Source organism: Exiguobacterium aurantiacum, assembly GCF_001766415.1.
GTDB classification, from domain to species: domain Bacteria; phylum Bacillota; class Bacilli; order Exiguobacteriales; family Exiguobacteriaceae; genus Exiguobacterium; species Exiguobacterium aurantiacum_A.
This window is the reverse complement of sequence record NZ_MKXO01000002.1, coordinates 148,180-169,898: the sequence shown is the minus strand read 5'-3', so window position 1 is coordinate 169,898 and position 21,719 is coordinate 148,180. Positions and strand designations below refer to the sequence as shown.

Annotated in this window: 26 protein-coding genes and 1 pseudogene; 13 read left to right on the top strand and 14 right to left on the bottom strand. The window is 54.0% G+C overall.

The features are described from left to right. Positions 1-38 precede the first annotated feature (38 nt). Both BJU60_RS06765 and BJU60_RS06760 read right to left on the bottom strand, forming a co-directional pair. Positions 39-227, bottom strand: a complete 189-nt coding sequence (locus BJU60_RS06765) for a hypothetical protein (RefSeq protein WP_070328137.1) — start codon at positions 225-227, stop codon at positions 39-41. Between the two features lie 138 nt (positions 228-365). Further along, a complete protein-coding gene (locus BJU60_RS06760) occupies positions 366-803 on the bottom strand; it encodes an Rrf2 family transcriptional regulator (RefSeq protein WP_070328136.1) in 438 nt (145 codons plus the stop codon). Positions 804-951: 148 nt separating this feature from the next. On the opposite strand from BJU60_RS06760, the gene BJU60_RS06755 reads away from it, so the two are divergent. Then, complete coding sequence (locus BJU60_RS06755) at positions 952-1,815, top strand: SDR family oxidoreductase (protein ID WP_070328135.1); 864 nt, start codon at positions 952-954, stop codon at positions 1,813-1,815. Between the two features lie 224 nt (positions 1,816-2,039). Beyond that, positions 2,040-2,213, top strand: coding sequence for a hypothetical protein (locus BJU60_RS15225; RefSeq protein ID WP_161568103.1), 174 nt, complete (start codon positions 2,040-2,042; stop codon positions 2,211-2,213). A gap of 89 nt (positions 2,214-2,302) precedes the next feature. Here the strand turns inward: BJU60_RS15225 and BJU60_RS06750 are convergent, their stop codons facing one another. Further along, positions 2,303-2,998, bottom strand: a complete 696-nt coding sequence (locus BJU60_RS06750; protein WP_254281664.1) for a TVP38/TMEM64 family protein — start codon at positions 2,996-2,998, stop codon at positions 2,303-2,305. Between the two features lie 158 nt (positions 2,999-3,156). Here BJU60_RS06750 and BJU60_RS06745 point away from each other — a divergent pair, with 158 nt between their 5' ends. Then, positions 3,157-4,866 carry a methyl-accepting chemotaxis protein gene (locus BJU60_RS06745; RefSeq protein WP_070328134.1) on the top strand — a complete coding sequence of 570 codons (1,710 nt, stop codon included), beginning with the start codon at positions 3,157-3,159 and terminating at the stop codon, positions 4,864-4,866. Between the two features lie 41 nt (positions 4,867-4,907). Here BJU60_RS06745 and BJU60_RS06740 read toward each other — a convergent pair whose 3' ends face one another. The 5 genes from BJU60_RS06740 to BJU60_RS06720 all read right to left on the bottom strand — a co-directional run bounded on the left by BJU60_RS06740 (position 4,908) and on the right by BJU60_RS06720 (position 7,776). Beyond that, positions 4,908-5,330: a DUF1801 domain-containing protein gene (locus BJU60_RS06740; RefSeq protein WP_070328133.1), complete on the bottom strand. Its 423-nt coding sequence runs from the start codon at positions 5,328-5,330 to the stop codon at positions 4,908-4,910. Further along, the gene (locus BJU60_RS06735) at positions 5,330-5,689 is read right to left on the bottom strand and encodes a DUF2200 domain-containing protein (protein WP_131464509.1); all 360 of its coding nucleotides are present in this window, start codon (positions 5,687-5,689) and stop codon (positions 5,330-5,332) included. Before BJU60_RS06735 ends, BJU60_RS06740 begins: the two co-directional genes overlap by 1 nt. 88 nt (positions 5,690-5,777) lie before the next feature. Further along, positions 5,778-6,392 carry a flavodoxin family protein gene (locus tag BJU60_RS06730; RefSeq protein ID WP_070328131.1) on the bottom strand — a complete coding sequence of 205 codons (615 nt, stop codon included), beginning with the start codon at positions 6,390-6,392 and terminating at the stop codon, positions 5,778-5,780. A 29-nt stretch (positions 6,393-6,421) separates the two neighbouring features. Continuing rightward, positions 6,422-7,084, bottom strand: a complete 663-nt coding sequence (locus tag BJU60_RS06725) for a haloacid dehalogenase type II (RefSeq protein ID WP_070328130.1) — start codon at positions 7,082-7,084, stop codon at positions 6,422-6,424. 11 nt (positions 7,085-7,095) lie between these two features. After that, entirely contained in the window at positions 7,096-7,776 is a 681-nt protein-coding gene (locus BJU60_RS06720; RefSeq protein WP_070328129.1) for a Crp/Fnr family transcriptional regulator, read from the bottom strand. 83 nt (positions 7,777-7,859) lie between these two features. Here BJU60_RS06720 and BJU60_RS06715 point away from each other — a divergent pair, with 83 nt between their 5' ends. Then, complete coding sequence (locus tag BJU60_RS06715) at positions 7,860-8,087, top strand: glutaredoxin domain-containing protein (protein ID WP_070328128.1); 228 nt, start codon at positions 7,860-7,862, stop codon at positions 8,085-8,087. 142 nt (positions 8,088-8,229) lie between these two features. Here the strand turns inward: BJU60_RS06715 and BJU60_RS06710 are convergent, their stop codons facing one another. Both BJU60_RS06710 and BJU60_RS06705 read right to left on the bottom strand, forming a co-directional pair. Further along, positions 8,230-8,652, bottom strand: coding sequence for a hypothetical protein (locus tag BJU60_RS06710; RefSeq protein ID WP_070328127.1), 423 nt, complete (start codon positions 8,650-8,652; stop codon positions 8,230-8,232). A 111-nt stretch (positions 8,653-8,763) separates the two neighbouring features. Then, positions 8,764-9,270, bottom strand: coding sequence for a peroxiredoxin family protein (locus BJU60_RS06705; protein ID WP_070328126.1), 507 nt, complete (start codon positions 9,268-9,270; stop codon positions 8,764-8,766). 96 nt (positions 9,271-9,366) lie between these two features. On the opposite strand from BJU60_RS06705, the gene BJU60_RS06700 reads away from it, so the two are divergent. From BJU60_RS06700 to BJU60_RS06680, 5 genes are all read left to right on the top strand, one after another. Beyond that, on the top strand, positions 9,367-9,972 hold the full coding sequence (locus BJU60_RS06700) for an FMN-binding negative transcriptional regulator (protein WP_070328125.1): 606 nt from the start codon (positions 9,367-9,369) through the stop codon (positions 9,970-9,972). A gap of 140 nt (positions 9,973-10,112) precedes the next feature. Then, positions 10,113-11,132: an iron-siderophore ABC transporter substrate-binding protein gene (locus BJU60_RS06695; protein WP_070328299.1), complete on the top strand. Its 1,020-nt coding sequence runs from the start codon at positions 10,113-10,115 to the stop codon at positions 11,130-11,132. Positions 11,133-11,136: 4 nt separating this feature from the next. Further along, a complete protein-coding gene (locus BJU60_RS06690; RefSeq protein ID WP_070328124.1) occupies positions 11,137-12,156 on the top strand; it encodes a FecCD family ABC transporter permease in 1,020 nt (339 codons plus the stop codon). After that, positions 12,153-13,184, top strand: a complete 1,032-nt coding sequence (locus tag BJU60_RS06685) for a FecCD family ABC transporter permease (RefSeq protein ID WP_070328123.1) — start codon at positions 12,153-12,155, stop codon at positions 13,182-13,184. The genes BJU60_RS06690 and BJU60_RS06685 overlap by 4 nt, the downstream gene beginning before the upstream one ends. 146 nt (positions 13,185-13,330) lie before the next feature. Further along, complete coding sequence (locus BJU60_RS06680) at positions 13,331-13,753, top strand: cytidine deaminase (RefSeq protein ID WP_255570025.1); 423 nt, start codon at positions 13,331-13,333, stop codon at positions 13,751-13,753. A gap of 34 nt (positions 13,754-13,787) precedes the next feature. Here the strand turns inward: BJU60_RS06680 and BJU60_RS06675 are convergent, their stop codons facing one another. Beyond that, positions 13,788-14,504, bottom strand: coding sequence for a polysaccharide deacetylase family protein (locus tag BJU60_RS06675; protein ID WP_070328122.1), 717 nt, complete (start codon positions 14,502-14,504; stop codon positions 13,788-13,790). A gap of 153 nt (positions 14,505-14,657) precedes the next feature. Beyond that, the gene (locus BJU60_RS06670; RefSeq protein WP_070328121.1) at positions 14,658-15,377 is read right to left on the bottom strand and encodes a GntR family transcriptional regulator; all 720 of its coding nucleotides are present in this window, start codon (positions 15,375-15,377) and stop codon (positions 14,658-14,660) included. Between the two features lie 148 nt (positions 15,378-15,525). On the opposite strand from BJU60_RS06670, the gene BJU60_RS06665 reads away from it, so the two are divergent. Together BJU60_RS06665 and BJU60_RS06660 are read left to right on the top strand one after the other, a co-directional pair. Beyond that, positions 15,526-16,875, top strand: a complete 1,350-nt coding sequence (locus BJU60_RS06665) for a 6-phospho-alpha-glucosidase (protein WP_070328120.1) — start codon at positions 15,526-15,528, stop codon at positions 16,873-16,875. A gap of 70 nt (positions 16,876-16,945) precedes the next feature. Continuing rightward, entirely contained in the window at positions 16,946-18,499 is a 1,554-nt protein-coding gene (locus BJU60_RS06660; protein WP_070328119.1) for a PTS transporter subunit EIIC, read from the top strand. 51 nt (positions 18,500-18,550) lie between these two features. Here the strand turns inward: BJU60_RS06660 and BJU60_RS15220 are convergent, their stop codons facing one another. After that, entirely contained in the window at positions 18,551-18,703 is a 153-nt protein-coding gene (locus BJU60_RS15220) for a hypothetical protein (protein ID WP_167615675.1), read from the bottom strand. A gap of 107 nt (positions 18,704-18,810) precedes the next feature. Beyond that, positions 18,811-19,902 (bottom strand): RNA-guided endonuclease TnpB family protein, encoded by a 1,092-nt coding sequence (locus tag BJU60_RS06655; RefSeq protein ID WP_070328118.1) that lies wholly within the window; start codon positions 19,900-19,902, stop codon positions 18,811-18,813. 296 nt (positions 19,903-20,198) lie between these two features. On the opposite strand from BJU60_RS06655, the pseudogene BJU60_RS14995 reads away from it, so the two are divergent. Together BJU60_RS14995 and pepT are read left to right on the top strand one after the other, a co-directional pair. Further along, positions 20,199-20,324: pseudogene (locus BJU60_RS14995) on the top strand (SDR family oxidoreductase); the annotation flags it as partial. A gap of 114 nt (positions 20,325-20,438) precedes the next feature. Further along, positions 20,439-21,677, top strand: a complete 1,239-nt coding sequence (pepT, locus tag BJU60_RS06650) for a peptidase T (RefSeq protein ID WP_070328117.1) — start codon at positions 20,439-20,441, stop codon at positions 21,675-21,677. Positions 21,678-21,719: the final 42 nt, after the last annotated feature.

Sequence of the window (21,719 nt, the reverse complement as noted above, 5' to 3'; positions counted from 1 at the left end):
AAAGGCTTCTTAGCTGTTTTGCTAGGAAGCCCTTCGTCTTATTTTTTGCGTTTTTGAAATTGGTTGAAGACGCCTTTGACTTTATCCGTCAAGGAGTCGGAATGTCCTTCACCGCTTCGTTGGTTGGTCGTTTTATCATCGTTCATTTTCCCGGCGACTTCTTTCGCCTTGGCCGCGACTTGATCGATGATGTGGTCATACTTACCGTTTTGCTTATTTTCAGACATACGTCTAATTCCTCCTCGTTTCGAATCTTTATAAATAATATAACCGAATTTGCAACAATCTAAACTTTTGAGGTCGTTAGAACTTATTTTTACGAAGGGGATCTCAATGATAGCGAGACTGACAAAAACAGGGAAGCCTCAGTGGTTTCCCTGTCTTTGTGTTGCCACGTCTTGGACGACGTCGGCGAGTGTCACGTGCTTCAACACAGATTCCATCGCCGTTTGGGCGTTGATGAAGATCGGTTCGATTGTCGCTTGGATATTTTGGCCAACCGGACATGCCGGGTTCGGGTTGTCATGGATACTGAACAGTTCATTCTCCTCGACGACGCTGACGGCGCGATAGACGTCATACAGCGAGATATCGGTCAAGCCTTTAGCGAGCTTCGCACCAGCTACGCCGGGTTTGACCTCGATCAATCCGGCTTTTTTTAGCATCGCCATGATTTTACGGATGAGGGCGGGATTCGTATTGACGCTTCCGGCTAAAAAGTCAGACGAGGTGACGCCGTCCTGATTGAACTCGATCAACGTCAAGATATGAATGCCGACCGCGAAACGGCTACTGATGGTCATAAGCCACCACCTTTCTGAACAATCATGTAAGCAGATTAGTTACATCTTCAGTATAACAGGGAACAAATAATTGACAAATGAAGATGCTGTAACTATTATGATTACATGTAACTGATTTAATTGCAGGTTGAGAAGGAGGAAACGAATCATGAAATACTTAGTCACAGGTGCGACCGGGAAACTCGGTTCAAAAATCGTCGAGGTGTTGCTCGAGTCGATACCGGCGAGCGAACTTGCGGTCAGTGTCCGTAACCCGGAGAAAGCGGGAGCGCTGAAAGCAAAAGGAGTCGACGTGCGTCACGGCGACTTCGATCAACCGGAGACGCTCGACGAAGCGTTCCAAGGTGTCGAGCGGTTGCTCATCATCTCGGCGGACGGGGACAACGATACGCGCATCCGTCAACATGCGAACGCGGTCGAAGCAGCGAAGCGGGCCGGGGTCAAGTTCATCGCTTATACGAGCCTCGCCGATGCGACAGAGAGTCAAAATCTCATGGCACCGCCGCACGTCGAGACGGAAGAGGCGATCGAACGAACCGGGATCCCGCACGCATTCCTGCGCAACAACTGGTACTTAGAGAACGAACTCGGTGGCATTCAAGGCGCGCTCGCCGGTGCTCCTTGGGTGACAGCGGCCCGTGACGGGAAAGTCGGTTGGGCGCTGCAACAAGACTACGCCGAAGCAGCGGCGAACGTCCTCATGGCAGATGATTTCGAGCAAAACGTCTTCGAATTGTCAGGACCGCTCCATACGCAAGCAGAACTCGTCGAAGCGCTCAGTGACGTACTCGGCCGTGAGGTCAAACTCCAAGAAGTTAGTGCTGAGGCGTACGCCGACGTCATGCGCGGTGCCGGTGTGCCGGAAGGGGCGATCCCGATCGTCGTCGGCATTCAAGACAGTATCCGCAACGGGTCACTCGAAGTCGAATCAAATGACTTTGAATTGGTGCTCGGTCGTCCGGTGATACCGCTCAAAGAGGCGCTTCAAAAACTCGTCACCGCGTTATCATAACAACTACAGGACGGGGTGCTTCGTCTTTCTGACCAGATTATAAATGACAACGTCACGTTCTCGATTTCGAAGACGTGACGTTTTTTGATGAATGCTAGTGATGGATCCTCACATATTTGTCCCTACGTCCGACATAGCATGTATACTAACAATTAATGGATAATCGAAAGCGTACATATGCAAGAACCGGTAAATATCATCTCGTTCATAGGGGGAGTGATTGTATGAAAAACATGATGTTTTTAATGGGAGTTGTCCTCGGATTGCTCTTACTTTTCGGATTAAGATATGAATTCAATGTGATTGGGGATATGGGCTTCAAAGTCACGGCCATCCTCATGTTTGTGACGATGCTTGTCATTCGATCGACTGCAAAAATCTCTTTCTTCAGCCGTTAACTAAAAAACAGACCGCGAATCCAAAATTCGCGGCCTGTTTTTTAGTTGGTCCGGGACTCAAGTTGACCGGTCGCGTCTTCTAACGTGCTCTAGTTCGAAGTGAGCCCGAGCCACCGTTTCACCGGCTCCCGGAAGTAATATGTGATGCCGATCAAACTGACGAAGACGAGGGCGGCGACGAAGACCGTCGTCACGCTCCCTGAAGCGAGGCTTGCCCCTAAAAAGCTATAGGCGAGTGTACCGGGGATCATCCCGAGCACGGTCGCGAGAATAAATGACCTGAAGCGAACCTTGGCAATCCCGCCCGCGTAGCTGAGAAGATCGAAGCTGACGAGCGGGATGAGCCGGAGTACGAACACGTATAAAAACCCGCGCTGCTCCATCTGCGTGAACAGCTTTTCCGACCACGGATAGTTCTCGACCTTGAGCACGGAGCGTCCGAACAAGCGCGCCATGACGTAGCCGGTCACGGCGGCAGCCGTCGCTCCGAACAGAATATACAGGACGCCCGGCCAGACACCGAACGCGAGGCCGGCTCCGAGCGATAAGACCGACGTCGGCAAGAACACGATCGGTCCGATCGCGTAGATGAGGAAGAAGATGACCGGTCCCCACCAACCGAACGACAAGACGACGTCGCGGATGTCGGACGGGCGGAGTTCGTAATGAAAATGCGTGATATAGAAGATACTCCCGAACACGACGAGCAAGAGACTGATTTTGAGCGGGCGCGGCACGGGAATCATTCCTTTCGAATCGATTTTCTTTTGTTCATCGTATCGCATTTTTTATTGAAATGAAGGTGAGACAGCTTACAAACATGCGATCAATGTGCTGATGAATCGTATAATCTGTCGAAAAATAGAAACTTAGGTCAACGCATGTGCGATCACACTTCACGTGAACCTTCTTTCCTACGATAAAGCAGATAGGAGGGATGGTCATGAAGAATTTGAAAATGTCTAAAAAGTTTGCGGTGCTCATCACCGCGTTCATCGCGACGCTTGTCATCATCGCGACGCTCAGCCACGTCTTGATGGGACGGATGGCCGACGCGGGGGAAGAAATTTATGAGGAGCGGTTGTTGCCGATTCGGGCACTCGGTCAAGTTCGGACCGATAACCGAGCCCTGGAAAGCTATTTACTCGAGTTGATGTTAGCAACCGAAGAAAGTCGTAACGCGGAACTCCAAGAAAATATTACGGAGCGACGAGATAGCATGGTCGAGAATTTAAAGTTGTTTAATGAAAACTTCGCTTCGACAGATGTTGACATGCAACAACAGGTCACAGATTTGAATACGTTGATTACGACGTATTTGGAACGGATTGATATCGTCTTGCAACCGGCAATCAGAAACGAGAATACGGCAGCCTATCGTCAATATGTCAGCGAGCTACGCCCAATCCGCCTCGCGCTCGTCGAAACGGCGACGGTCGTCATGGACGGGATTAACGAAGAAGCCGAGACGGCAAGTGCGGCGATGCAAGAAAATCGTGCTCAGTCGGTGCTCTTGTTTTGGGTGCTCGTCGCCATCGGCGCACTCGTCTCGATCGGACTTGGCGTCTATATCACGCGTCTCATCGTGCGGCCGGTCCGTGAATTGAATGGACTTATGAGCCGTGCCGGAGCCGGTGACTTGACCGTCGACAGCACGTATACGTCTCGTGACGAGATCGGTTCGCTCGCGATGTCGTTCAATGAGATGAAAGAAAGCTTGCGTGACTTGATCGGTAGCGTCACGGTGACGGCTGGACGTGTCGCGACATCTTCGGACGACTTGAAATCGAACGTCGAGGAGACGACGAAAGCGACGGAAATGGTTGCTGTGACGATGGAAGAGATCGCGTCAGGGTCGCTCCGCCAATTAACGCGGGTGAAAGAATCGAACGGCACACTGACGGAACTGACGAACGGGATCCACCACGTCTCGGGCAGCGCCCAGCAGATGACAGAGCTCTCGGAAGGCGCACTCCGAAAAGTCGGAGCCGGTAATGAACTAATTGAGACGCTCGAGACACAGCTCGAGGAGATGAATGAGAAAGTCAAATCACTCCAACACGTCATCGGCCAACTCGACGTCCGTTCCCAAGAGATCGGGACGATCACCGGAACGATTTCAGGCATCGCCGAGCAGACGAACTTGCTGGCGTTAAATGCGGCCATCGAAGCGGCCCGGGCCGGCGATCATGGACGCGGGTTCGCCGTCGTCGCCTCTGAAGTGAAGAAACTCGCCGAAGAGTCGGCCGTCGCGACGAAGTTGATCGCGTCGCTGATCACGGACACACAGACGGAGACGAAACAAGCCGTCAAGACGATGCACGTCGTCGAAGACGATATGGCGCACAGCGTGACGAACGTCCAACAGGCAGGGACGGCGTTCGATGAGATTAAGCTCGCGATTGAAGAGGTGAGCCAGAAAGTCGAGGAAGTGTCTGGTGCTGTCGAAGAGATGGCGGCAGGTGCGACCGAAGTGTTGACATCGGTGCATGAGATTCAAGGTATCACCGAGACGACGGCGACCGAGACCGAGAACACATCGGCGGCGACGGAAGAACAGATGGCGTCAATGGAAGAAATCACGGCGTCGGCGCAAGAGCTGTCGAACATGGCAGACGAGATGCGCCAAATGACGAAAAAATTCAATGTATGACGAACGAAAGACAGGTCGACATAAAAATCGACCTGTCTTTTTTAGCGTCCTGTGTAGGTGGCGACCCACTCGTCCGGTGTCATCTTCGCGACGAGCTCACCGATCAAGTCGTACGGGATATGCTTCACGTGTTTGAAGCGGATGCAGCTCTTGCCCATATCGAGCTTCGTCGGCACTCGTTCAGCGTACGCCTGCTCGAACCAACGCAACACGTCTTCGTCGGCGTAGACGCCCATATGATACAAGGCGACGTGATTCTTCTGGGCGATGACGCTCAAAAACGGCAACGGGGCGCCCGGCGTCACGTGATAACCAGGCGGGTACATCGACAACGGCACGACGTAATGGACACCTTTCCCGTCGGTCGTCTTCTCGAACCCGTCCGGTAAGTTCGCATCAATCACGTCAATCAAGCGGATAAAGCTGTCGAGCCGTTTGTCATCGACGAGTGTCGTATAGTCCATTACTGTTCGCCCCCTCGCAAAATCTTCGCCATCGCCTTGCCCTTAGCCAGTTCATCGACGAGTTTGTCCAAGTAACGGATCTCGCGCATGAGCGGCTCCTCGACGTTCTCGATGCGGACGCCGCAGACGACGCCTTTGATGAGAGCGCGATCCTCGTTCATGTCAGGGGCCGATGCGAAAAACGTGTTGAAGTCGACTTCGGCTTCGAGTTGCCGCTCGAGCCCGGCTTCGTCATAGCCGGTCAGCCAGCGGATGATCGTATCGACTTCGTCTTTCGTCCGGCCTTTCCGTTCGGCTTTCGCGACGTAACTCGGATAGACGCTCGCGAAGCTCGTCGTGTAGATGCGGTGTGCCATAATATCGCCTCATTTCGTGGATGGTACCTTCATTTTCGCACACAACGGCAAAAGACGATCAATCCGTTTGTGGATTCCTCGCCTTGGTCGGTCACGGCATGATGTTGCCTTCAGCCGGGATCGGATGTTGTTTCAACATGTTCGCGAAATGATAGAGGTTATACGCCAAAACCCGTCCGTTCTTTTTCGTGAAGGCGTTGTTGCGGCCGGCGTCGAGGTAAGAGTCGCCTGGACCGGCTTCGCCGACCCAGTATGCGTCGACGTTCGGCGGGATAGTGAAGCTGATATGGGACAAACCGTACAGGATTGAGGCACAGGCGTGCTTCGCCCCGTCCTCGTTGCCCGTCACGACGACACCGCCGACTTTGTTGTAGTAAATGGCTTGACCGTGTTCATTTTTCAGCCCGCTCCCGCCGTATAGCCGTTCGATCACTTGGGTGGCGACGCTGCTCTTCTCCCCGAGCCAAAGCGGCGTCCCGATGATGAGGATGTCGGCGGCTTTCACTTTGTCGAAGAGTTGCGGCCACTCGTCGCCAGCCCCTTCGTCCTCGGTCACCCCGAAAGCGATATCGTAGTCGACGACGCGGACGATCTCTGACTCGACGCCGAGTTTGTCAAAGTGGGGGATGATGTCTTTCATCAGACCTTCCGTATGCGATACCGTGTCTCCGCTTTTCAACGAACAGTTCAAAAATAGTGCCTTCATCACGATTCCTCCTTCTCAAAAGCAAGACGTTACGAAGTTCTCCACTCCAAAATTCCGGTCAAGTCGTCGTAGACTGCGTCTGGACGCACATCCATCGTTTCGAAGGGCTTGCCGTCACGGTTGATCCACACCGTCTGGAAGCCGAAGTTCTTGGCGCCAATGATGTCCCAGCCGTTCGAAGACATGAACAGCACCTCGTCCCGCTTCAAGTCGGTCGTCTTGAACCAGCTCATATAGGCGGCAGGTGATGGCTTGAACTGTTTGACGCCGTCGATGCTGACGAGTTCGTCGAACAGTTCGGTGAACGACGCGTTCGCGATCAATTGTTCAAGCATGTCAGCGGTCCCGTTCGACAAGACGACGGTCTGGGTGTCCCGCAGCTGCTTCAACACGTCCTCGACTTCCTCGTATGGCGAGAGCTCCGCATACGTGGCGATGAGCGCATCCTCGACGTCGCTAGATGCGGTCACATCCGCCGCCGCTAAGGCGTAACGCAAGGCGTCACGCGTGACGACCGAGAAGTCTTCATAGCGGCCCGAAATCTGACGGATGAAGAAATATTCAAGTTGTTTCGTGCGCCACGTCTGGCTGATCTGGTCACCTTTCCCGGGGAACTGTTCGTCACATGCTGCCTTGACGGAATGGACATCGAACAGCGTCCCGTACACATCGAATACGAATGCTTTTATCAAAGAATCCCCTCCTAAATTTCGTCTAACGCCTGCTGGACCTTGTCCGCGTGGATTGAGAGACGCAGTCCCTTTTTGATATACCCGTCTTTCTTCAAGTTAGACATGATGACGCTCGTCGTCTCCCGTGTCGTCCCGACCATGGCGGCGATATCGGCGTGAGTCAGCTTCATGTTGATCGTCTGCCAGTCTTTTTTGCGTTCCCCGCTCTTCTCGCTCAATTTGAGGAGCAGGAACAAGATGCGGTACTTCACGTCGGTCAAAGCAATCTTTTCACTGAGCGCATACACTTCCTTGAGTCGCACGGATAGAATGTTGATCAGCTTCAAGGCGATCTTCGGATTCTTTTCGATAAATTGCTCGAACTCATCGACCCCGATCGTACAAAGATATGTGTCCGTCATCGCCTCGGCGTACAAGTCATCGTCGGTCAACGAGAGCGTCGCCGTCTCACCGAAGATATTGCCGCTCGTCAAAATGTCGACGGTGAACTGTTTGCCGTGCTGATTCATCCGATACAGCCGGACTTGTCCTTCTTTCAACAGGAACAACGCCGGGATCGGGGCGTCCGGGGAGACGATGACTTTCCCTTTTTTGACAGGACGCATCTTACTCATCTCATCGATCACTTTCAACTCTTGCATCGGCAGCTCGTCGAACAGGCTGATATGTGAGAGTAACGTCAATTTGTCCATCGTTCACACCTCGCTTTCGTGTAATCTGTCTTACTGTCTCTCTTGATTATAAGCGATAGAATGAGGAAAAAGGGGGGAGTCTCGTGCTCGAACTTTATACGATCGACGGCTGTTCACGGTGTCACCGTGTCAAATTGCGCTTAGACGAATTAGCAATCCCGTTCGTCGAAAAAAATCTATTCGAAGAACAGCGCTTTGCCGAAGAATTGATCAACTTGAACCGCGAACTTGTCACCCCGGCACTCGTGAACGAGACCAGGGTCTTCACGGGAGACGAGTTATGGGACGAACTCGAGCTACTGACAAAGTGAACAGGCGAAAAAAGGGAGTAGGGTGACTCCCTTTTGTCATATTGTGACGTGTTCGGTTAGGAACCGGGTGACTTCATCTGGCGTTTTCGCGTTCGCGCTATGGAGATGCTTGCGCAAATTGCTGTTCATACGCTGCCCTTTATTAACGAGTTGCTGCTTTCGGCACGACTTGTTTTTCGGTGCGTAGTTTGAAGACGATGGCCAAGATGAACGAGAAGAACAGATGCGTGACGAGACTCATCAGCTGATCCGGTGCGAACGCGTTCACGAGGTTCGTCCCCATGCCCATCATGAGCGGCATGATGACGAGCGGCCCGACGATCCAAATGCCGATGCCGAACAAGACGGCGAGCGCCCAAACGTTTGAGATGACCAAATGACCTAATCCGTACGTGACGCCGAAGATGATGCTGATGATCATATGGACGATCCAACCGACGACGAGACTTTCGCTCCCGACCATGCTGGCGATCATTCCAATCATGCCCATCATCTGCATCAGTAGACCAAATAAGATCCCGCCGATGACCCCGCCAATCACACCGTTGACCACGTACCGTTTCATCTTCCTCACTCCCCTTTATTTTTATACAACTAGCATAAATCGAATGGTGTTTGATTTCTGTAACCGGCCTTACAATTTAGACAAAAAGACGTCATAATGGACGTCTTTTTGTCATTTCAGATTCTTTGTGATGTACTGGACGATTTTCCGGAGCTCGGTCGCGGTCGGCCGACCGAACGGGCTCGTCTGAATCTGTTGATACAACAGACGCCCAGTCTCGTCGATGAGGAAGTAAGCCGGTTCCCCGTGCTCGCCGTGGTCGGCGTACGGGGCGTCGGCGCCATGGTACTGAACGCCGTAATCGAGCAGCGTCTCGAGCGACTCGTCTCGGAGGACAGGGAAGCTGAGCGCATTGTCGTCGGCCATCTGCTTCAAGTCCTCGGCGCGGTCGGTCGAGATCGTCACGAGCCGAATGCCTTTATCGCGGAAGTAGCCTTGTTGGCTCTCGAGTTCTTTCAAATCTTGGACACAGACCGGACACCAGGCACCACGGAAGAAGATGATGAGATGCCAACCATCGTGCCGTTCAATCGAGTCTGTGAGTGAGAACATGTCACCGGATACGTCCGGTAAGTTGAAGTTTGGGGCTTGGTCGCGTAAGTTGAAAAGTGTAGCCACTGGGGTTCCTCCTCTATATGTTGTTTCGAGGAGGCAATCCTACCATGTCATCGGCCGCTTTGTTTGTAAGCTAGCTAACAATGGAGGAGGAATTCGATGTACGTTCCAAAACTATATGCCGTCAACGACGCTGAAGAAGTCCACGCTTTCTTGAAAGCCCATCCGTTCGGCACCGTCGTCACACATGACGGGCAGAAGCCGCACGCGACACACGTGCCGCTCCGAATTCACGCAGAAGATGGTCACATCTGGTTCACGACGCATATTGCCAAGAACAACTCGCAATGGCAGTCGATTGAAGACCAGACCGTGCTCATTATCGTCCAAGGAACGAACGCCTATATCTCGGCGTCGTTGTATGGCCACGAGGACGTGTCGACGTGGAACTATCAGGCCGTGCATCTGTATGGGAAGGCGACGATTTTGTCACCTACAGAGCTCGAGATGGATCTGGCAGGGCTACTCCGTGACCATGAAGGGGAGAGAGAGAACGCCGTCGTCTGGGAAGAGTTATCGGAGCCGGTGCAACGACAAAAACACGGCGTCGTCGGTTTCCGTATCGATATCGATGAAATCCAGGCGGCGTTCAAGCTGAGCCAGAACCGGAACGATGAGGATTATACGCGCATCGTCTCGGAGTTAGAGCAGGCAGGATGTCCGATGGCGGATGTGATGCGAGATAACCGAGACCCGTCGACGTGAAGTCGATGGGTTTTTTGCGTATTTCACGTTGACAACGTCAAGCCGTTCATCCTATACTCATAAATGATAATGATTATCAATATCGTTATAAAGGCATTGTCATAAGAAAAGGGGATCAGAACGTGAAAAACTATAAACAGATGCTACATATGTTCATCATCATGTCTGCCTTCGTACTCGTGCTCGCAGGATGCGGCTCGAACAATGAAGATGCGGCCACGACAGATGAGTCTGCCGAAACGGCAGAAGGCTATCCGATCACGATTAAACATGCGTTAGGCGAGACGGTCATCGACAAGAAACCGGAACGCGTCGCGACAATTGCTTGGTCGAACCAAGACGTCGCCCTCGCGCTTGACGTCGTCCCAGTCGGTTTCTCGGCTGCGAACTACGGTGTCCAAGACGGCAGCGGCATGTTGCCATGGACGGCTGAGAAGCTAAAAGACCTTGGGGAAGAAAACCCGAACATTTACCAAGACACAGACGGTCTCGACTTCGAAGCGATCGCTGACTCACAGCCGGACGTCATCTTGGCTGCCTACTCAGGCATCACACAAGAAGACTACGACACGTTGAGCGAAATCGCACCGGTCGTTGCTTACCAAGAAACGCCTTGGGTCTCATCATGGCAGGACACGGTCCTCTACGACTCGATCGCCATGGGCATGGAAGCAGAAGGCAAACAGTTGATCGAAGACACAGAGAAACTCATCGCTGATAAAGCTGCTGAAGTACCAGGCATGGCTGGCAAGAAAGCGGCCTTCATCGCGCTCAGCCCGGATGACCTTTCAAAATTCTATATTTACACGACAGGTGACCCGCGTGGCGCCTTCATCGAAGAGCTCGGCATGGAATACCCAAAAAACATCACGGATCAAATTAAAGATGAGAACAGCTTCTACCTCGAGCTCAGCTCAGAGAACGCTGACATCTTGAACGATGTCGACATCTTCGTCGCTTACGGTAACGAAGAAACGTTGAAAGCACTTCAAGCTGACCCGCTCTACAGCAAAGTACCGGCTATCGAGCGCGGATCGGTCGTCATGATCGAAGACAACACGCCACTCGCGGCTGCCGGGACACCGTCACCGCTCTCGATCGAATACACGATCGACGACTACTTGAAGCTCGTCTCAGAAGCACTCGGGAAAGTCGAGTAATCATATGAATACGCTGAAGAAGTTGCAAACGCCGAGACATTTCCCGCTCCTGCTCGTAGGGTCGATCGTCCTGCTCGTCGTCTGCATGCTCGCTTCACTTGCTTTCGGCTCACGGACAGTCGGATGGGATGAACTGCTTGACGGTTTATTCCGTCCGGCTGTTCAGTCGTATGAAGCGGACATTGTCCGGCAACGGGTCGTGCGGACGCTGTTCAGTCTCATGTGCGGCGCGGCGCTCGGTGTGTCGGGTGCTTTGATGCAGTCGGTGACGCGAAATCCGATCGCTGACCCGAGCATTCTCGGGGTGAACACGGGCGCGGCGCTGTTCGTCGTCGTCGGGATCGCGTTCTTCAACATCTCGACTGCGGGCGACTACATCTGGTTCGCCCTCGTCGGTGCGCTCTTGACGGCCGCGTTCGTGTTCGGTATCGGCTCGCTCGGGCGGGGCGGCTCGACCCCGCTCAAGCTCGTCTTGGCCGGGGCGGCGACGAGTGCGGCCTTGTCCTCGCTCGTCATGGCAATCATGATCCCGCGCTCGAACGTCATGGACCAGTTCCGGTTCTGGCAAGTCGGCAGCGTCGGGGCGGGGACGATGGACTCGATCGTAACGTTTCTCCCGTTCTTCATCGCCGGCATTTTTATCGCCATTTTCGCGGCCCCGTCACTCAACATCATGGCGCTCGGCGAAGAGATGGCGACGGGACTCGGGGTCCGGATCGGTTCGTTGAAAGTCATCGCCTCGTTCGCCGGCGTCATCTTGTGTGGCGCAGCGACGGCATTGGCCGGTCCGATCGGCTTTATCGGTCTGTTGGCCCCGCACTTGATCCGTCTCGTGCTCGGCCCGGATGAACGGTATATCATTCCGATGTCAGCCTTATCGGGCGCCATCCTGTTGACGTTCGCCGACGTGGTCGGGCGTTTGCTCGGCAGTCCGGGAGAACTTGAAGTCGGCATCGTCACCGCGTTCGTCGGGGCGCCGATTTTGATCGCCTTGACGATGAAAGTGAAGGTGCGTGGCCTATGATGAAACAGTCAGTTCAACCTATCATTCACAATAGTCGCAAGCGCCGGCAGCGTACGGTGTTCGTGACGCTCGTGCTATTCGTGCTCGCGCTCGCCTTGAGCGCATTGATGCTCATGCTCGGTAATACGATCTATCCGGTCGCGGACGTCGTCCGTGTCTTGTTCGGGGAACAAGTACCGGGTGCGTCGTTCGCCGTAGGCACGATCCGTCTGCCGCGCATGCTCGCCGGCGTCTTCTCAGGACTCGCGTTCGGCATCGCCGGGACAGTGTTCCAGACGATGCTCAGAAACCCGCTCGCCAACCCGAACGTCATCGGCATCACGACAGGGTCGAGTGCGGCAGCCGTGTTCGGCATCGTCGTCTTGCAGGCGAGCAACACGTTCGTCTCGATGATCTCGGTCATCGGGGGACTCGCGACGGTCATCGTGCTCTACGTCTTATCAAAAGGCGCCGCTTTCTCGATCGGACGTCTCGTCTTGGTCGGGATCGGCATCCAAGCGATGCTGACCGCGGTCATCAACTACTTATTGCTCATCAGTCGCCAAAACGATGTCGGGACGGCGATGCGTTGGCTGAGCGGCAGTTTGAACGGGGTCAAGATGGAGACGTTGCCGCCGCTCATGCTCGCGGTCGCCCTCTGTCTCCCGGTCATCCTCCGCCTCAGCCGGCAGCTGCAGATTTTAGAGCTCGGGGAGATGACGGCGACGTCGCTCGGCATCAAGACGAACCAGACCCGGATCCTCTTGATCATCGCCTCGGTGCTCATGCTCGCGCTGGCGACAGCAACGACCGGACCGATCGCTTTCATCGCTTTCCTTGCCGGACCGATCGCGAAACGGCTCGTCGGGGATGGACGGTCGACGATCATTCCGGCCGGACTCGTCGGCGTCATTCTCGTGCTCGCCGCCGACTTGATCGGACAGTTCGCTTTCACAGTCCGCTATCCGGTCGGTGTCATCACCGGCATGGTCGGGGCACCGTATTTGATTTACCTCTTGATCCGGATGAACCGGAGAGGGGAATTGTAGACGACAGGAGCCGTGTCTGGTGGGACACGGCTCCTGTTTCGTCTAGGTGAAAGCGCCATCAAAAAGACGTTGACTTTGGTCGATGTGGGGTGTATGCTAAAAATCCTGCCCAAAAATCGAGGCACGGGAACTGGCATCAGTTCATTTTGAGTCAGAGAGGATACAATCCCATGAACCAACAACAATTAGTCGAGCGCGCCCGTCAATTGAAAGAGAACGCCTACTCACCGTATTCGAACTTCCGCGTCGGAGCGGCCCTTCTTATGAAGGACGGGACGGTCATCGACGGCGTCAACGTCGAGAACGTCTCGTTCGGAGCGACGAACTGTGCCGAGCGCACGGCTGTATTCACGGCCATCGCGCAAGGTTATAAAAAAGGTGACTTCGAAGCCGTTGCGGTGTCAGGTGACACGGTCGACTTCTTGCCGCCATGCAGCATCTGCCGCCAAGTGCTCGTCGAGTTCGGTGATCCGGACTTTAAAGTGTTGCTCACGAACGGCAACGCCGACGTCAAAGAAGTGACGCTCGAAGAACTCGTTCCGCTCGCGTTCACAGAGCTCGAAATGTAAACAGCAATGCCGAGTCCATGCGACTCGGCATTTTTTACTGTCTTGGCTTCCATTTATTGAAGAAGTTGTGCGGGGTTTTGATGCCTTGTAGCGTCCTGAATTCGTAGCCGCGTTTCTTCGAATGTCGGAGGATGTAGTCGAGTGCGGTCGGGGTGATCGAATGGTCGTGCGTCAGGATGATCGAGGCGATTCTCGCTCTGTAGTTCGCGTCGAGCCGGGCGAACACTTGATTTTGGACGCGGCGGTTGTCCGACTTATACCGGTAGTCGAGACTGTCGATGTTCCAGTCCCACATTTGGAAGCCGGCTTTCGCCATTGCTTGCCTGTGCGCTGATGTCATGTACGGATCGCTACCATACGGGGTGCGGACGATGTTCGATTTGACGCCTGTCACTTGAAAGACGAGCTTTTGGACCGTCTGCATCTCGCGCACGGCTGTCGTCGGCGTCCGGTAAAACTTATGCCGGTCGTGCGTCATCCCGTGCAGAGCGATGAGGTGTCCTTCGGCGACAATCCGCTTCAGCAATTTCTCATTGCCTTTTATATTGTTGCCGAGAATGAAAAACGTGGCCTTGACCTTATGCTTCTTCAAAACGTCGAGCAACGCGCCCGTCTGACGATGCGGCCCGTCATCGAACGTCAAATAGATAAGGCTGCGGTCGTTGTACGCTTTTGGCGTCGCCGCGCTTGCTGGCGACAAAGGGCTGAGCAACAGACAGGCCAACACGAACAAAATCAAGCTCTTCTTCATCGTACAAACCCTCCTAACGTTAAGTCGACGGGGGTTGGACGGTGCCGGCGTGAAATATACGTTACTCTTTACCCGATTACATTCCTAAAAATCGAACAAACAAAAAAATCGACATCGAATCGCTCGATGTCGTCACATACGTCTATATTTAATTCAATGCCTGCGTCCGGCACGGATGATGAAGCGGTATTCTTCGCTCTTGAAATACGTCTCCGTAAACTCGAAGCGGCTCCCGTCCATGAGGAAGGAATACAGCTCGACTTTGAGCACCGGCGTCCGTTCGCTCACTCCAAGCATCTCGGCAATCTCTTTCGTCGGGAGCACTGGGATGAACTCTTGGACGCTGTCGGCAATCTTCAATTGTTTGACGTTCTCGATGTACTCGTACTTCGAACGGGTCATCACTTCGTACGTCAAATCAGGAAAGAGCTTGAGCGGGAGGTACGTGTCCTCGACGATGAGCGGCTCACCGTCCGCGAATCGTTGGCGTCTTACATAGAAGACGAGTTCTCCTGTTTCAAGTTCGAGCGCTTCTCGAACTTTCTCACTCGGTGGTTGTAGCGTAAAGGTAAGTACTTTGTTCGTCACATCTTTTCCCTCTCGCTTCATGTCTTCGGTGAAACTTTTCAGTTCATACATATTGTGTTCGATCTTCTCGGACTGGACGTACGTGCCGCTTCCTTGTCGTTTCCACAACAGTCCTTCCTCTTGAAGCAGCTTGACCGCCTGGCGGACAGTGACTCGACTCACGTCGAACTCTTCGACGAGTTGCGCTTCTGTCGGGATTGCCTCTCCAGGAGCCCACGTGCCGGATTCGATGAAGCCGCGCATACTTTGTGCGACTTGTTGATAAAGCGGGGACTTTGCCTTCATGAAAAACACCTCCGATTTCCACTTGGATTTATACATTCAGTATACACAAAGTAAAACGTTTTCAAAAATAATGTTGACGACGAAAAATATATGTATTAAATTTGTATTGTAATCAATTAGATATGTATATTGAAAGGGGAAACGAAACATGAAACAGAGACAACGACTCGTCGTCGTAGGTGGCGGTAGCACGTACACAATCGGTATGATCATGAGCTTGATCGAAGAGAAAGCGCACTTCCCATTACGTTCAATCACATTTTATGATACAGATGGTGAACGCCAAGAGCGAGTCGCGAAAGCGACTGAGGTCATCTTGCGTGAGCATTATCCAGAACTTGAGTTGTTCGAATATACGACGGACAAAGAGTATGCCTTTAAAAACAAAGACTTTTTCTTCGTCCAAATTCGGACCGGTGGCTTGGAGATGCGCGAGAAAGATGAACAGATTCCGCTCCGTCATGGTGTGGTTGGACAAGAAACGTGCGGACCGGGTGGTATGTCTTACGGGATGCGTTCAATCGGCGATATGATTGAACTCGTCTCAGACATCCGCGCCGGGTCACCGGACAGCTGGATTTTGAACTATACGAACCCGGCGGCGATTGTCGCTGAAGCATTGAAACGGGCCTATCCAAACGATAAGAAGATTATGAACATCTGTGACATGCCGGCGGCCATCATGGTGAGCTATGCAAAAATTCTTGGGAAAGAGATTTGGGATCTCGTTCCGGAATATTTCGGGCTCAACCACTTTGGCTGGTTCACAGGCATTTATGACAAAGAAGGCAACGAGTTGACGCAAGACATCAAGCGCGCCATCTTGGAGGACGGCTTCATTCCCGAAGACTCAGAGATCGCCAACGATCCATCGTGGATCAAGACGTTCAAGCAAGTCGAGAAGATGCTTACCGACTTCCCGGAATACTTGCCGAACACGTATCTCCAATACTACCTGTACCCGTCCGACATGGCAGAGAAGGAAGACGTATCGAACACGCGGGCCCGCCAAGTCATCAACGGGCGACAACAGCGCGTCTTCTCGATGTGCGACCAAATCATTGCCGACGACACGCTCGAGAATGCGCATCTTGAAGTCGACATCCACGGGTGCTACATGATCCGTGTCGCGGCGTCACTTGCCTACAACAACGGGGACATCTTCATCGTCATGGTGAAGAACGATGGCATCATCGCCAACTTGCCGGACGATGCGATGGTCGAAGTGCCAGCGATGCTCACGAACCGCGGACCGAAACCGTTCGCCGTCGGGCACATCCCGCGTTTCTATAAAGGGATGATCGAAGGACAGCTCGCCTACGAGCAGCTCGTCGTCGATGCTTACTTCGAGAACAGCTATGAGAAAGCGCTCCAGGCGTTGACACTTAATCGGACTGTCGTCGACGCGCCGATCGCCCGTCAAATCCTTGACGACTTGATTACCGAGAATGAGAACTACTGGCCGGCCCTCAAACAACGAGAAACGGTCACGCGCTAAATAAAAGGGGATAGCATCCCCTTTATTCGCTTTATGAATTGACAACGCTTACACATGAGGAGTGAATCAGATGAGTCAATGGTTCGGGGTATTTCAAAAGTTTGGGAAGGCACTCATGGTGCCGGTGGCGCTTTTGCCGGCAGCAGGAATTTTGCTCGGTCTCGGGGCGGCGTTGACCGGTCCGCTCGCGGAAAGTTGGACGTTTCTTCAAAACGGGACGGTCGAGGCGGTCAGCGCCGGGATGTTGCAAATCGGCTTGAGCATCTTTGCCAACTTGCCGATCATCTTTGCGATCGGTGTCGCGGTCGGTCTGTCCGGCGGCTCGGGAATCGCGGCGCTCGCCGCGCTCGTCGGCTACGTCATCATGAACACGACGATCTCGATCGCACTTGGCATCACGCCAGAGATGGCAGCTGAGAGCGGGGAGTACGGCATGCTGCTTGGCATCCCGTCACTCGAGACGGGCGTGCTCGGCGGAATCGCGGTCGGCTTGCTCGCCGTCTGGGTGTATAAGAAGTTCCATACATTCAATCCACCAGAGATGCTCGGTTTCTTCGCCGGAGATCGCTCGGTTGGGATTGTGATGGTGTTCTTCTCTATCTTGCTCGGTTTCGTCATGATGCTCATCTGGCCACCGATTCAGACGGGTCTCACGGCGATGGCGAACGTAATCGCGAGCGATGCGACGAACCCGGCCTACGTCGGGCTATACGGCATGCTCGAACGATTGTTGATTCCAACAGGTCTCCATCATATTTGGTATGCGCCGTTCTTATGGACGTCACTCGGTGGCACGGCGACGGTCGGTGATACGATTGTAAACGGAGATCAGTATATCTTCCTCGCTCAAATTGCTGAAGGGGTCGATGTGACGGCTGGTCGATTCATGGCCGGTAAATTCCCAATCATCATGTTCGGATTGCTAGGAGCCGCATTGGCGATGTATCGGCAAGCGGATCCGGATAAGCGTCCGGTCGTACGTGGTCTTCTGCTCGCGGCAGCTGGGACAGCGTTTCTGACAGGAATCACGGAGCCGATCGAGTTCACGTTCCTCTTTGTCGCACCGATTTTATACATCATCCATAGTGTCTTGACCGGAATCTCGTTCGCACTCATGTATGCACTCGACGTTCATATTGGTTGGGCCGGGGGTTCAGGATTCATCGATTACATCTTGGTGAATGTGCTGCCAGGGACACCACGTTGGTGGATGAACCTCGTTGTCGGGGCTGGATTCTTCTTCGTCTACTACGGCATCTTTACATTTGCTATTAAAAAGTGGAACTTGGCGACGCCAGGTCGTGGGGGACAAGAGACGAAACTGTTCACACGAAAAGACTATAACGATAAGAAATCGACAAAAACGTCGATTCAGACGACGGCACTTGCCATTCAAGAGGCACTCGGGGGTCGTGACAATATCGTCGACATCGACGCCTGTTTCACACGGCTACGCGTCGAACTGAAAGACGTCTCGCGCATCGATGAGGATGAGTTAAAAGCACTCGGGGCGGCCGGGGTCGTCAAAGTGAAAAATAACATTCAGGCCATCTTCGGAGGACGTTCTGATTTGTACAAGAACGAACTGCTCAAGATTCATAAAGATATGGATCAAGCGAATTGAACAAAGCAGCCCAACCATGGACGGTTGGGCTGCTTTTTAGTGTGACTCGTGTCAGTTGATGGCTGACGGTGTTTTGAAGAACTGGATACCTTTGATAAGTGAGGCGAGGACGAGACCGATGGCGAGCGGAAACGTGATGACGCCGATGCCTTGCTCGGTGACGATCATATTGCCTTCTTCATAGTAGCCCTGTGAACTACTCACCACTTATTTGCTTCGCAACTTGAAGTGGGAGCTTCTTGGGAAGACCATGCTTTGACCAGCCACGGTTGTGGACCAAGCGCGTCGGGCAGTCCCTGCCCTGAAGGTTTTCAGTCGGCGAGACCCAACAGGTTGAGGCTCGCGTTGACGTCGCGGTCATGGAGCACCCCGCATGCGGCGCATGTCCATTCGCGGACGTCTAGCTCCTTCCTGCCGCCGTTCTCGCCGCAGGCCGAACAGACTTGGGTCGAGGCGAACCACGGGTCGGCCTTGATGAGTGTCCGTCCATAGAACCTCGCCTTATATTCCAATTGGCGGACGAACTCCCCCCATCCGGCGTCCCCGATCGACTTTGCCAGGCGGCGGTCCTGCATCATCTCCCTCGGCTTCAGCGTCTCGACCACGACGACTTGGTTCTCGTCGACGATGCGTCGTGACAGCTTGTGGAGGAAGTCGTGCCGTCGGTTCTTGACCTGCTCGTGCTTCTTGGCCAATAGGAGCCGTGCCTTCTCGCGGTTCCGGCTGCCGGGCTTCTTGCGGGACAGCGCGCGCTGCGCACGTTTGAGCCGCGCCTCGGCCTCGGGCACTTCGCCGTCATGACGAACGACGCGCTCGTCACGGAGAAGATCCCGAACCCGCGCAACCTGCGCGAGGCCGAGGTCGATCCCGATTTTGTGCTCGGCGGGGACCCACGGCTCGTCGTCCTGCTCGACGAGGAGCGACACGAAGAACTTGCCCGTCTTCGTCATCGACACGGTCGCCGACCGGATCTCGCCGTCGAAGATTCGGTGCTGTGTGAAGCGGATGAATCCGACCTTCGGGAGCCGGACATGGCCCCCTTCGATGCGGATCGTGCCGTGCTGGTTGTTCGTCGTGTAGGACGCGCGCGCCTTCCGTTTCGACTTGAACACCGGGAAGCCGGCCGTCCCGGCGAAGAACTTCGCGAACGCCGTGTCGAGGTGCAGCTTCGCGTTCGCGAGCGCGAGGCTGTCCGCCTCGCAGAGGAACGGGAACAGCGGCTTGTAGGAGGCCGGCGTCGGCGGCTTCCGCTTCTGCCCGGTCCCCGCCTTCGTCTCCTCGCGGATTTTGATGCGGTCCTCGAGCAGCTTGTTGTAGACGAAGCGGGCGCAGCCGATCGTTCGGACCAGGAAATCGGCCTGTGCCGCCGTCGGATAGAGCCGGTATTTATAGCCCTTCAGCATGTCTGTCCCTCCTTCACACCCGGCGTCAGGATGATTCTCTTCCCATTCCGATACCCGCGGCGGGGGAAGGGAAATCTGACGGAATCAAGAACTTATGTTCGTAATTATGTCACAGGGGTGCCCAAGAGGTTTATGTACGGGCGATTCATCTCCCACCTACGTTGGGCCTCGCCCCAGACGCTTAGAGGTGGGAGAATTCTCGCTTAATGATGTTAAAGAAGACGGTTGCTTTCTTTTTTGAAAAGGAGGAAGGACAATGAAACGTGTACAAGGTGGAGTCGCGCTTGTGACGGGCGGTGCCGCTTAAACGCATCGGAAAGCCGGCCGACGTCTCGAACCTCGTCTTGTTCCTCGCCTCAGACGAGTCGAGTTACTTCACGGGCGCCGAGTTCGTCATTGACGGCGGTGTCATCATCCAGTAAACGATGGACAGGCGCTTCGGTCGCCTGTCCATTTTTCAAACAATTTTGATACTTCTCCAAACGGTTCCCGTGCTACACTAAAACGGATGAGAAACGATAAGGGGAGGTATTTTTATGCAAGCAAAATTGATTGAACGCTTGATGACGTATGCCAAGATTGACACGCAATCTGACTTTACGAGTGAGACGACGCCGTCGACGGCGAAACAATGGGATTTGATCCGCCATCTCGAGGCCGAACTGAAGGCGATTGGGCTCGAAGACGTCGAGACCGACGAATACGGCTACTTGTTCGCGACGTTGCCGAGTAACGTCGACCATGACGTGCCGACGATCGGGCTGCTCGCTCACGTCGATACGGCGACCGATTTTACCGGCACAAACGTCAATCCGCAACTCGTCGAACACTACGCGGGTGGCGATATCGTCTTGAACGAGGCACTCAATGTTATCTTGTCACCGCGTGACTTCCCCGAACTTGATGATTACGTCGGCCATACGCTCATGACGACGGACGGAACGACGCTGCTCGGTGCCGATGATAAGGCCGGCATGGCGGAAATCGTCACGGCGGTCGAATACTTACTGTCGCATCCGGAAATCCCACACGGACCGGTCCGGATTGCGTTCACACCGGACGAAGAAATCGGGCGCGGACCACATAAGTTCGACGTCGCCCGCTTCAACGCCGACTTTGCCTACACGATGGACGGCGGTCCGCTTGGCGAACTTCAGTATGAAAGTTTCAACGCTGCCGGAGCGACCGTCACGTTCCACGGCACGAACGTCCACCCGGGTAGCGCCAAGAACAAGATGGTCAACTCGATGAAACTGGCGATGGCGTTCCATAACCGCCTTCCGGCCGACGAGGCACCGGAACATACGAGCCATTATGAAGGATTCTTCCACTTGAACGGATTCTCGGGTGATGTCGAGACGACAGTTCTCCAATACATCATCCGCGACCACGACCGGACGAAGTTCGAAGCCCGGAAAGTCTTGCTCGAGAAACTTGTCGCCGAATGGAAACAAAAATACGGCGAGGCACGCGTCGACTTGAAGATGGACGACCAGTACTACAACATGGCCGAGAAGATCGAGCCGGTCAAACACATCGTCGACACCGTCGCCGACGTCATGCGCGAGCTCGGGATCGAACCGGTGATCGAACCGATCCGCGGCGGGACCGATGGCTCGCAACTGTCGTATATGGGTCTCCCGACGCCAAACATCTTCACTGGCGGCGAGAACTATCACGGCAAGTTCGAGTACGTCTCCGTCAACAATATGGAAAAAGCGACACACGTCATTATCCAGACGCTCCGCACGTTCGCCGAACGCGCGCGAGCATAACACATGCGCCTCCAATCATTCTCTTCTACACTAGAGACATTG

Bases quoted from the DNA above. Each gene is read 5' to 3' on its own strand.
- BJU60_RS06690 (WP_070328124.1), top strand. From the start codon at position 11,137: ATGAATACGCTGAAGAAGTTGCAAACGCCGAGACATTTCCCGCTCCTG.
- BJU60_RS06765 (WP_070328137.1), bottom strand. From the start codon at position 227: ATGTCTGAAAATAAGCAAAACGGTAAGTATGACCACATCATCGATCAA.
- BJU60_RS06730 (WP_070328131.1), bottom strand. From the start codon at position 6,392: ATGAAGGCACTATTTTTGAACTGTTCGTTGAAAAGCGGAGACACGGTA.
- BJU60_RS06755 (WP_070328135.1), top strand. From the start codon at position 952: ATGAAATACTTAGTCACAGGTGCGACCGGGAAACTCGGTTCAAAAATC.
- BJU60_RS06655 (WP_070328118.1), bottom strand. From the start codon at position 19,902: ATGCTGAAGGGCTATAAATACCGGCTCTATCCGACGGCGGCACAGGCC.
- pepT (WP_070328117.1), top strand. From the start codon at position 20,439: ATGCAAGCAAAATTGATTGAACGCTTGATGACGTATGCCAAGATTGAC.
- BJU60_RS06685 (WP_070328123.1), top strand. From the start codon at position 12,153: ATGATGAAACAGTCAGTTCAACCTATCATTCACAATAGTCGCAAGCGC.
- BJU60_RS06710 (WP_070328127.1), bottom strand. From the start codon at position 8,652: ATGAAACGGTACGTGGTCAACGGTGTGATTGGCGGGGTCATCGGCGGG.
- BJU60_RS06700 (WP_070328125.1), top strand. From the start codon at position 9,367: ATGTACGTTCCAAAACTATATGCCGTCAACGACGCTGAAGAAGTCCAC.
- BJU60_RS06665 (WP_070328120.1), top strand. From the start codon at position 15,526: ATGAAACAGAGACAACGACTCGTCGTCGTAGGTGGCGGTAGCACGTAC.
- BJU60_RS06745 (WP_070328134.1), top strand. From the start codon at position 3,157: ATGAAGAATTTGAAAATGTCTAAAAAGTTTGCGGTGCTCATCACCGCG.
- BJU60_RS06675 (WP_070328122.1), bottom strand. From the start codon at position 14,504: ATGAAGAAGAGCTTGATTTTGTTCGTGTTGGCCTGTCTGTTGCTCAGC.
- BJU60_RS06750 (WP_254281664.1), bottom strand. From the start codon at position 2,998: ATGCGATACGATGAACAAAAGAAAATCGATTCGAAAGGAATGATTCCC.
- BJU60_RS06660 (WP_070328119.1), top strand. From the start codon at position 16,946: ATGAGTCAATGGTTCGGGGTATTTCAAAAGTTTGGGAAGGCACTCATG.
- BJU60_RS06720 (WP_070328129.1), bottom strand. From the start codon at position 7,776: ATGGACAAATTGACGTTACTCTCACATATCAGCCTGTTCGACGAGCTG.
- BJU60_RS06760 (WP_070328136.1), bottom strand. From the start codon at position 803: ATGACCATCAGTAGCCGTTTCGCGGTCGGCATTCATATCTTGACGTTG.
- BJU60_RS06695 (WP_070328299.1), top strand. From the start codon at position 10,113: ATGCTACATATGTTCATCATCATGTCTGCCTTCGTACTCGTGCTCGCA.
- BJU60_RS06740 (WP_070328133.1), bottom strand. From the start codon at position 5,330: ATGGACTATACGACACTCGTCGATGACAAACGGCTCGACAGCTTTATC.
- BJU60_RS15225 (WP_161568103.1), top strand. From the start codon at position 2,040: ATGAAAAACATGATGTTTTTAATGGGAGTTGTCCTCGGATTGCTCTTA.
- BJU60_RS06670 (WP_070328121.1), bottom strand. From the start codon at position 15,377: ATGAAGGCAAAGTCCCCGCTTTATCAACAAGTCGCACAAAGTATGCGC.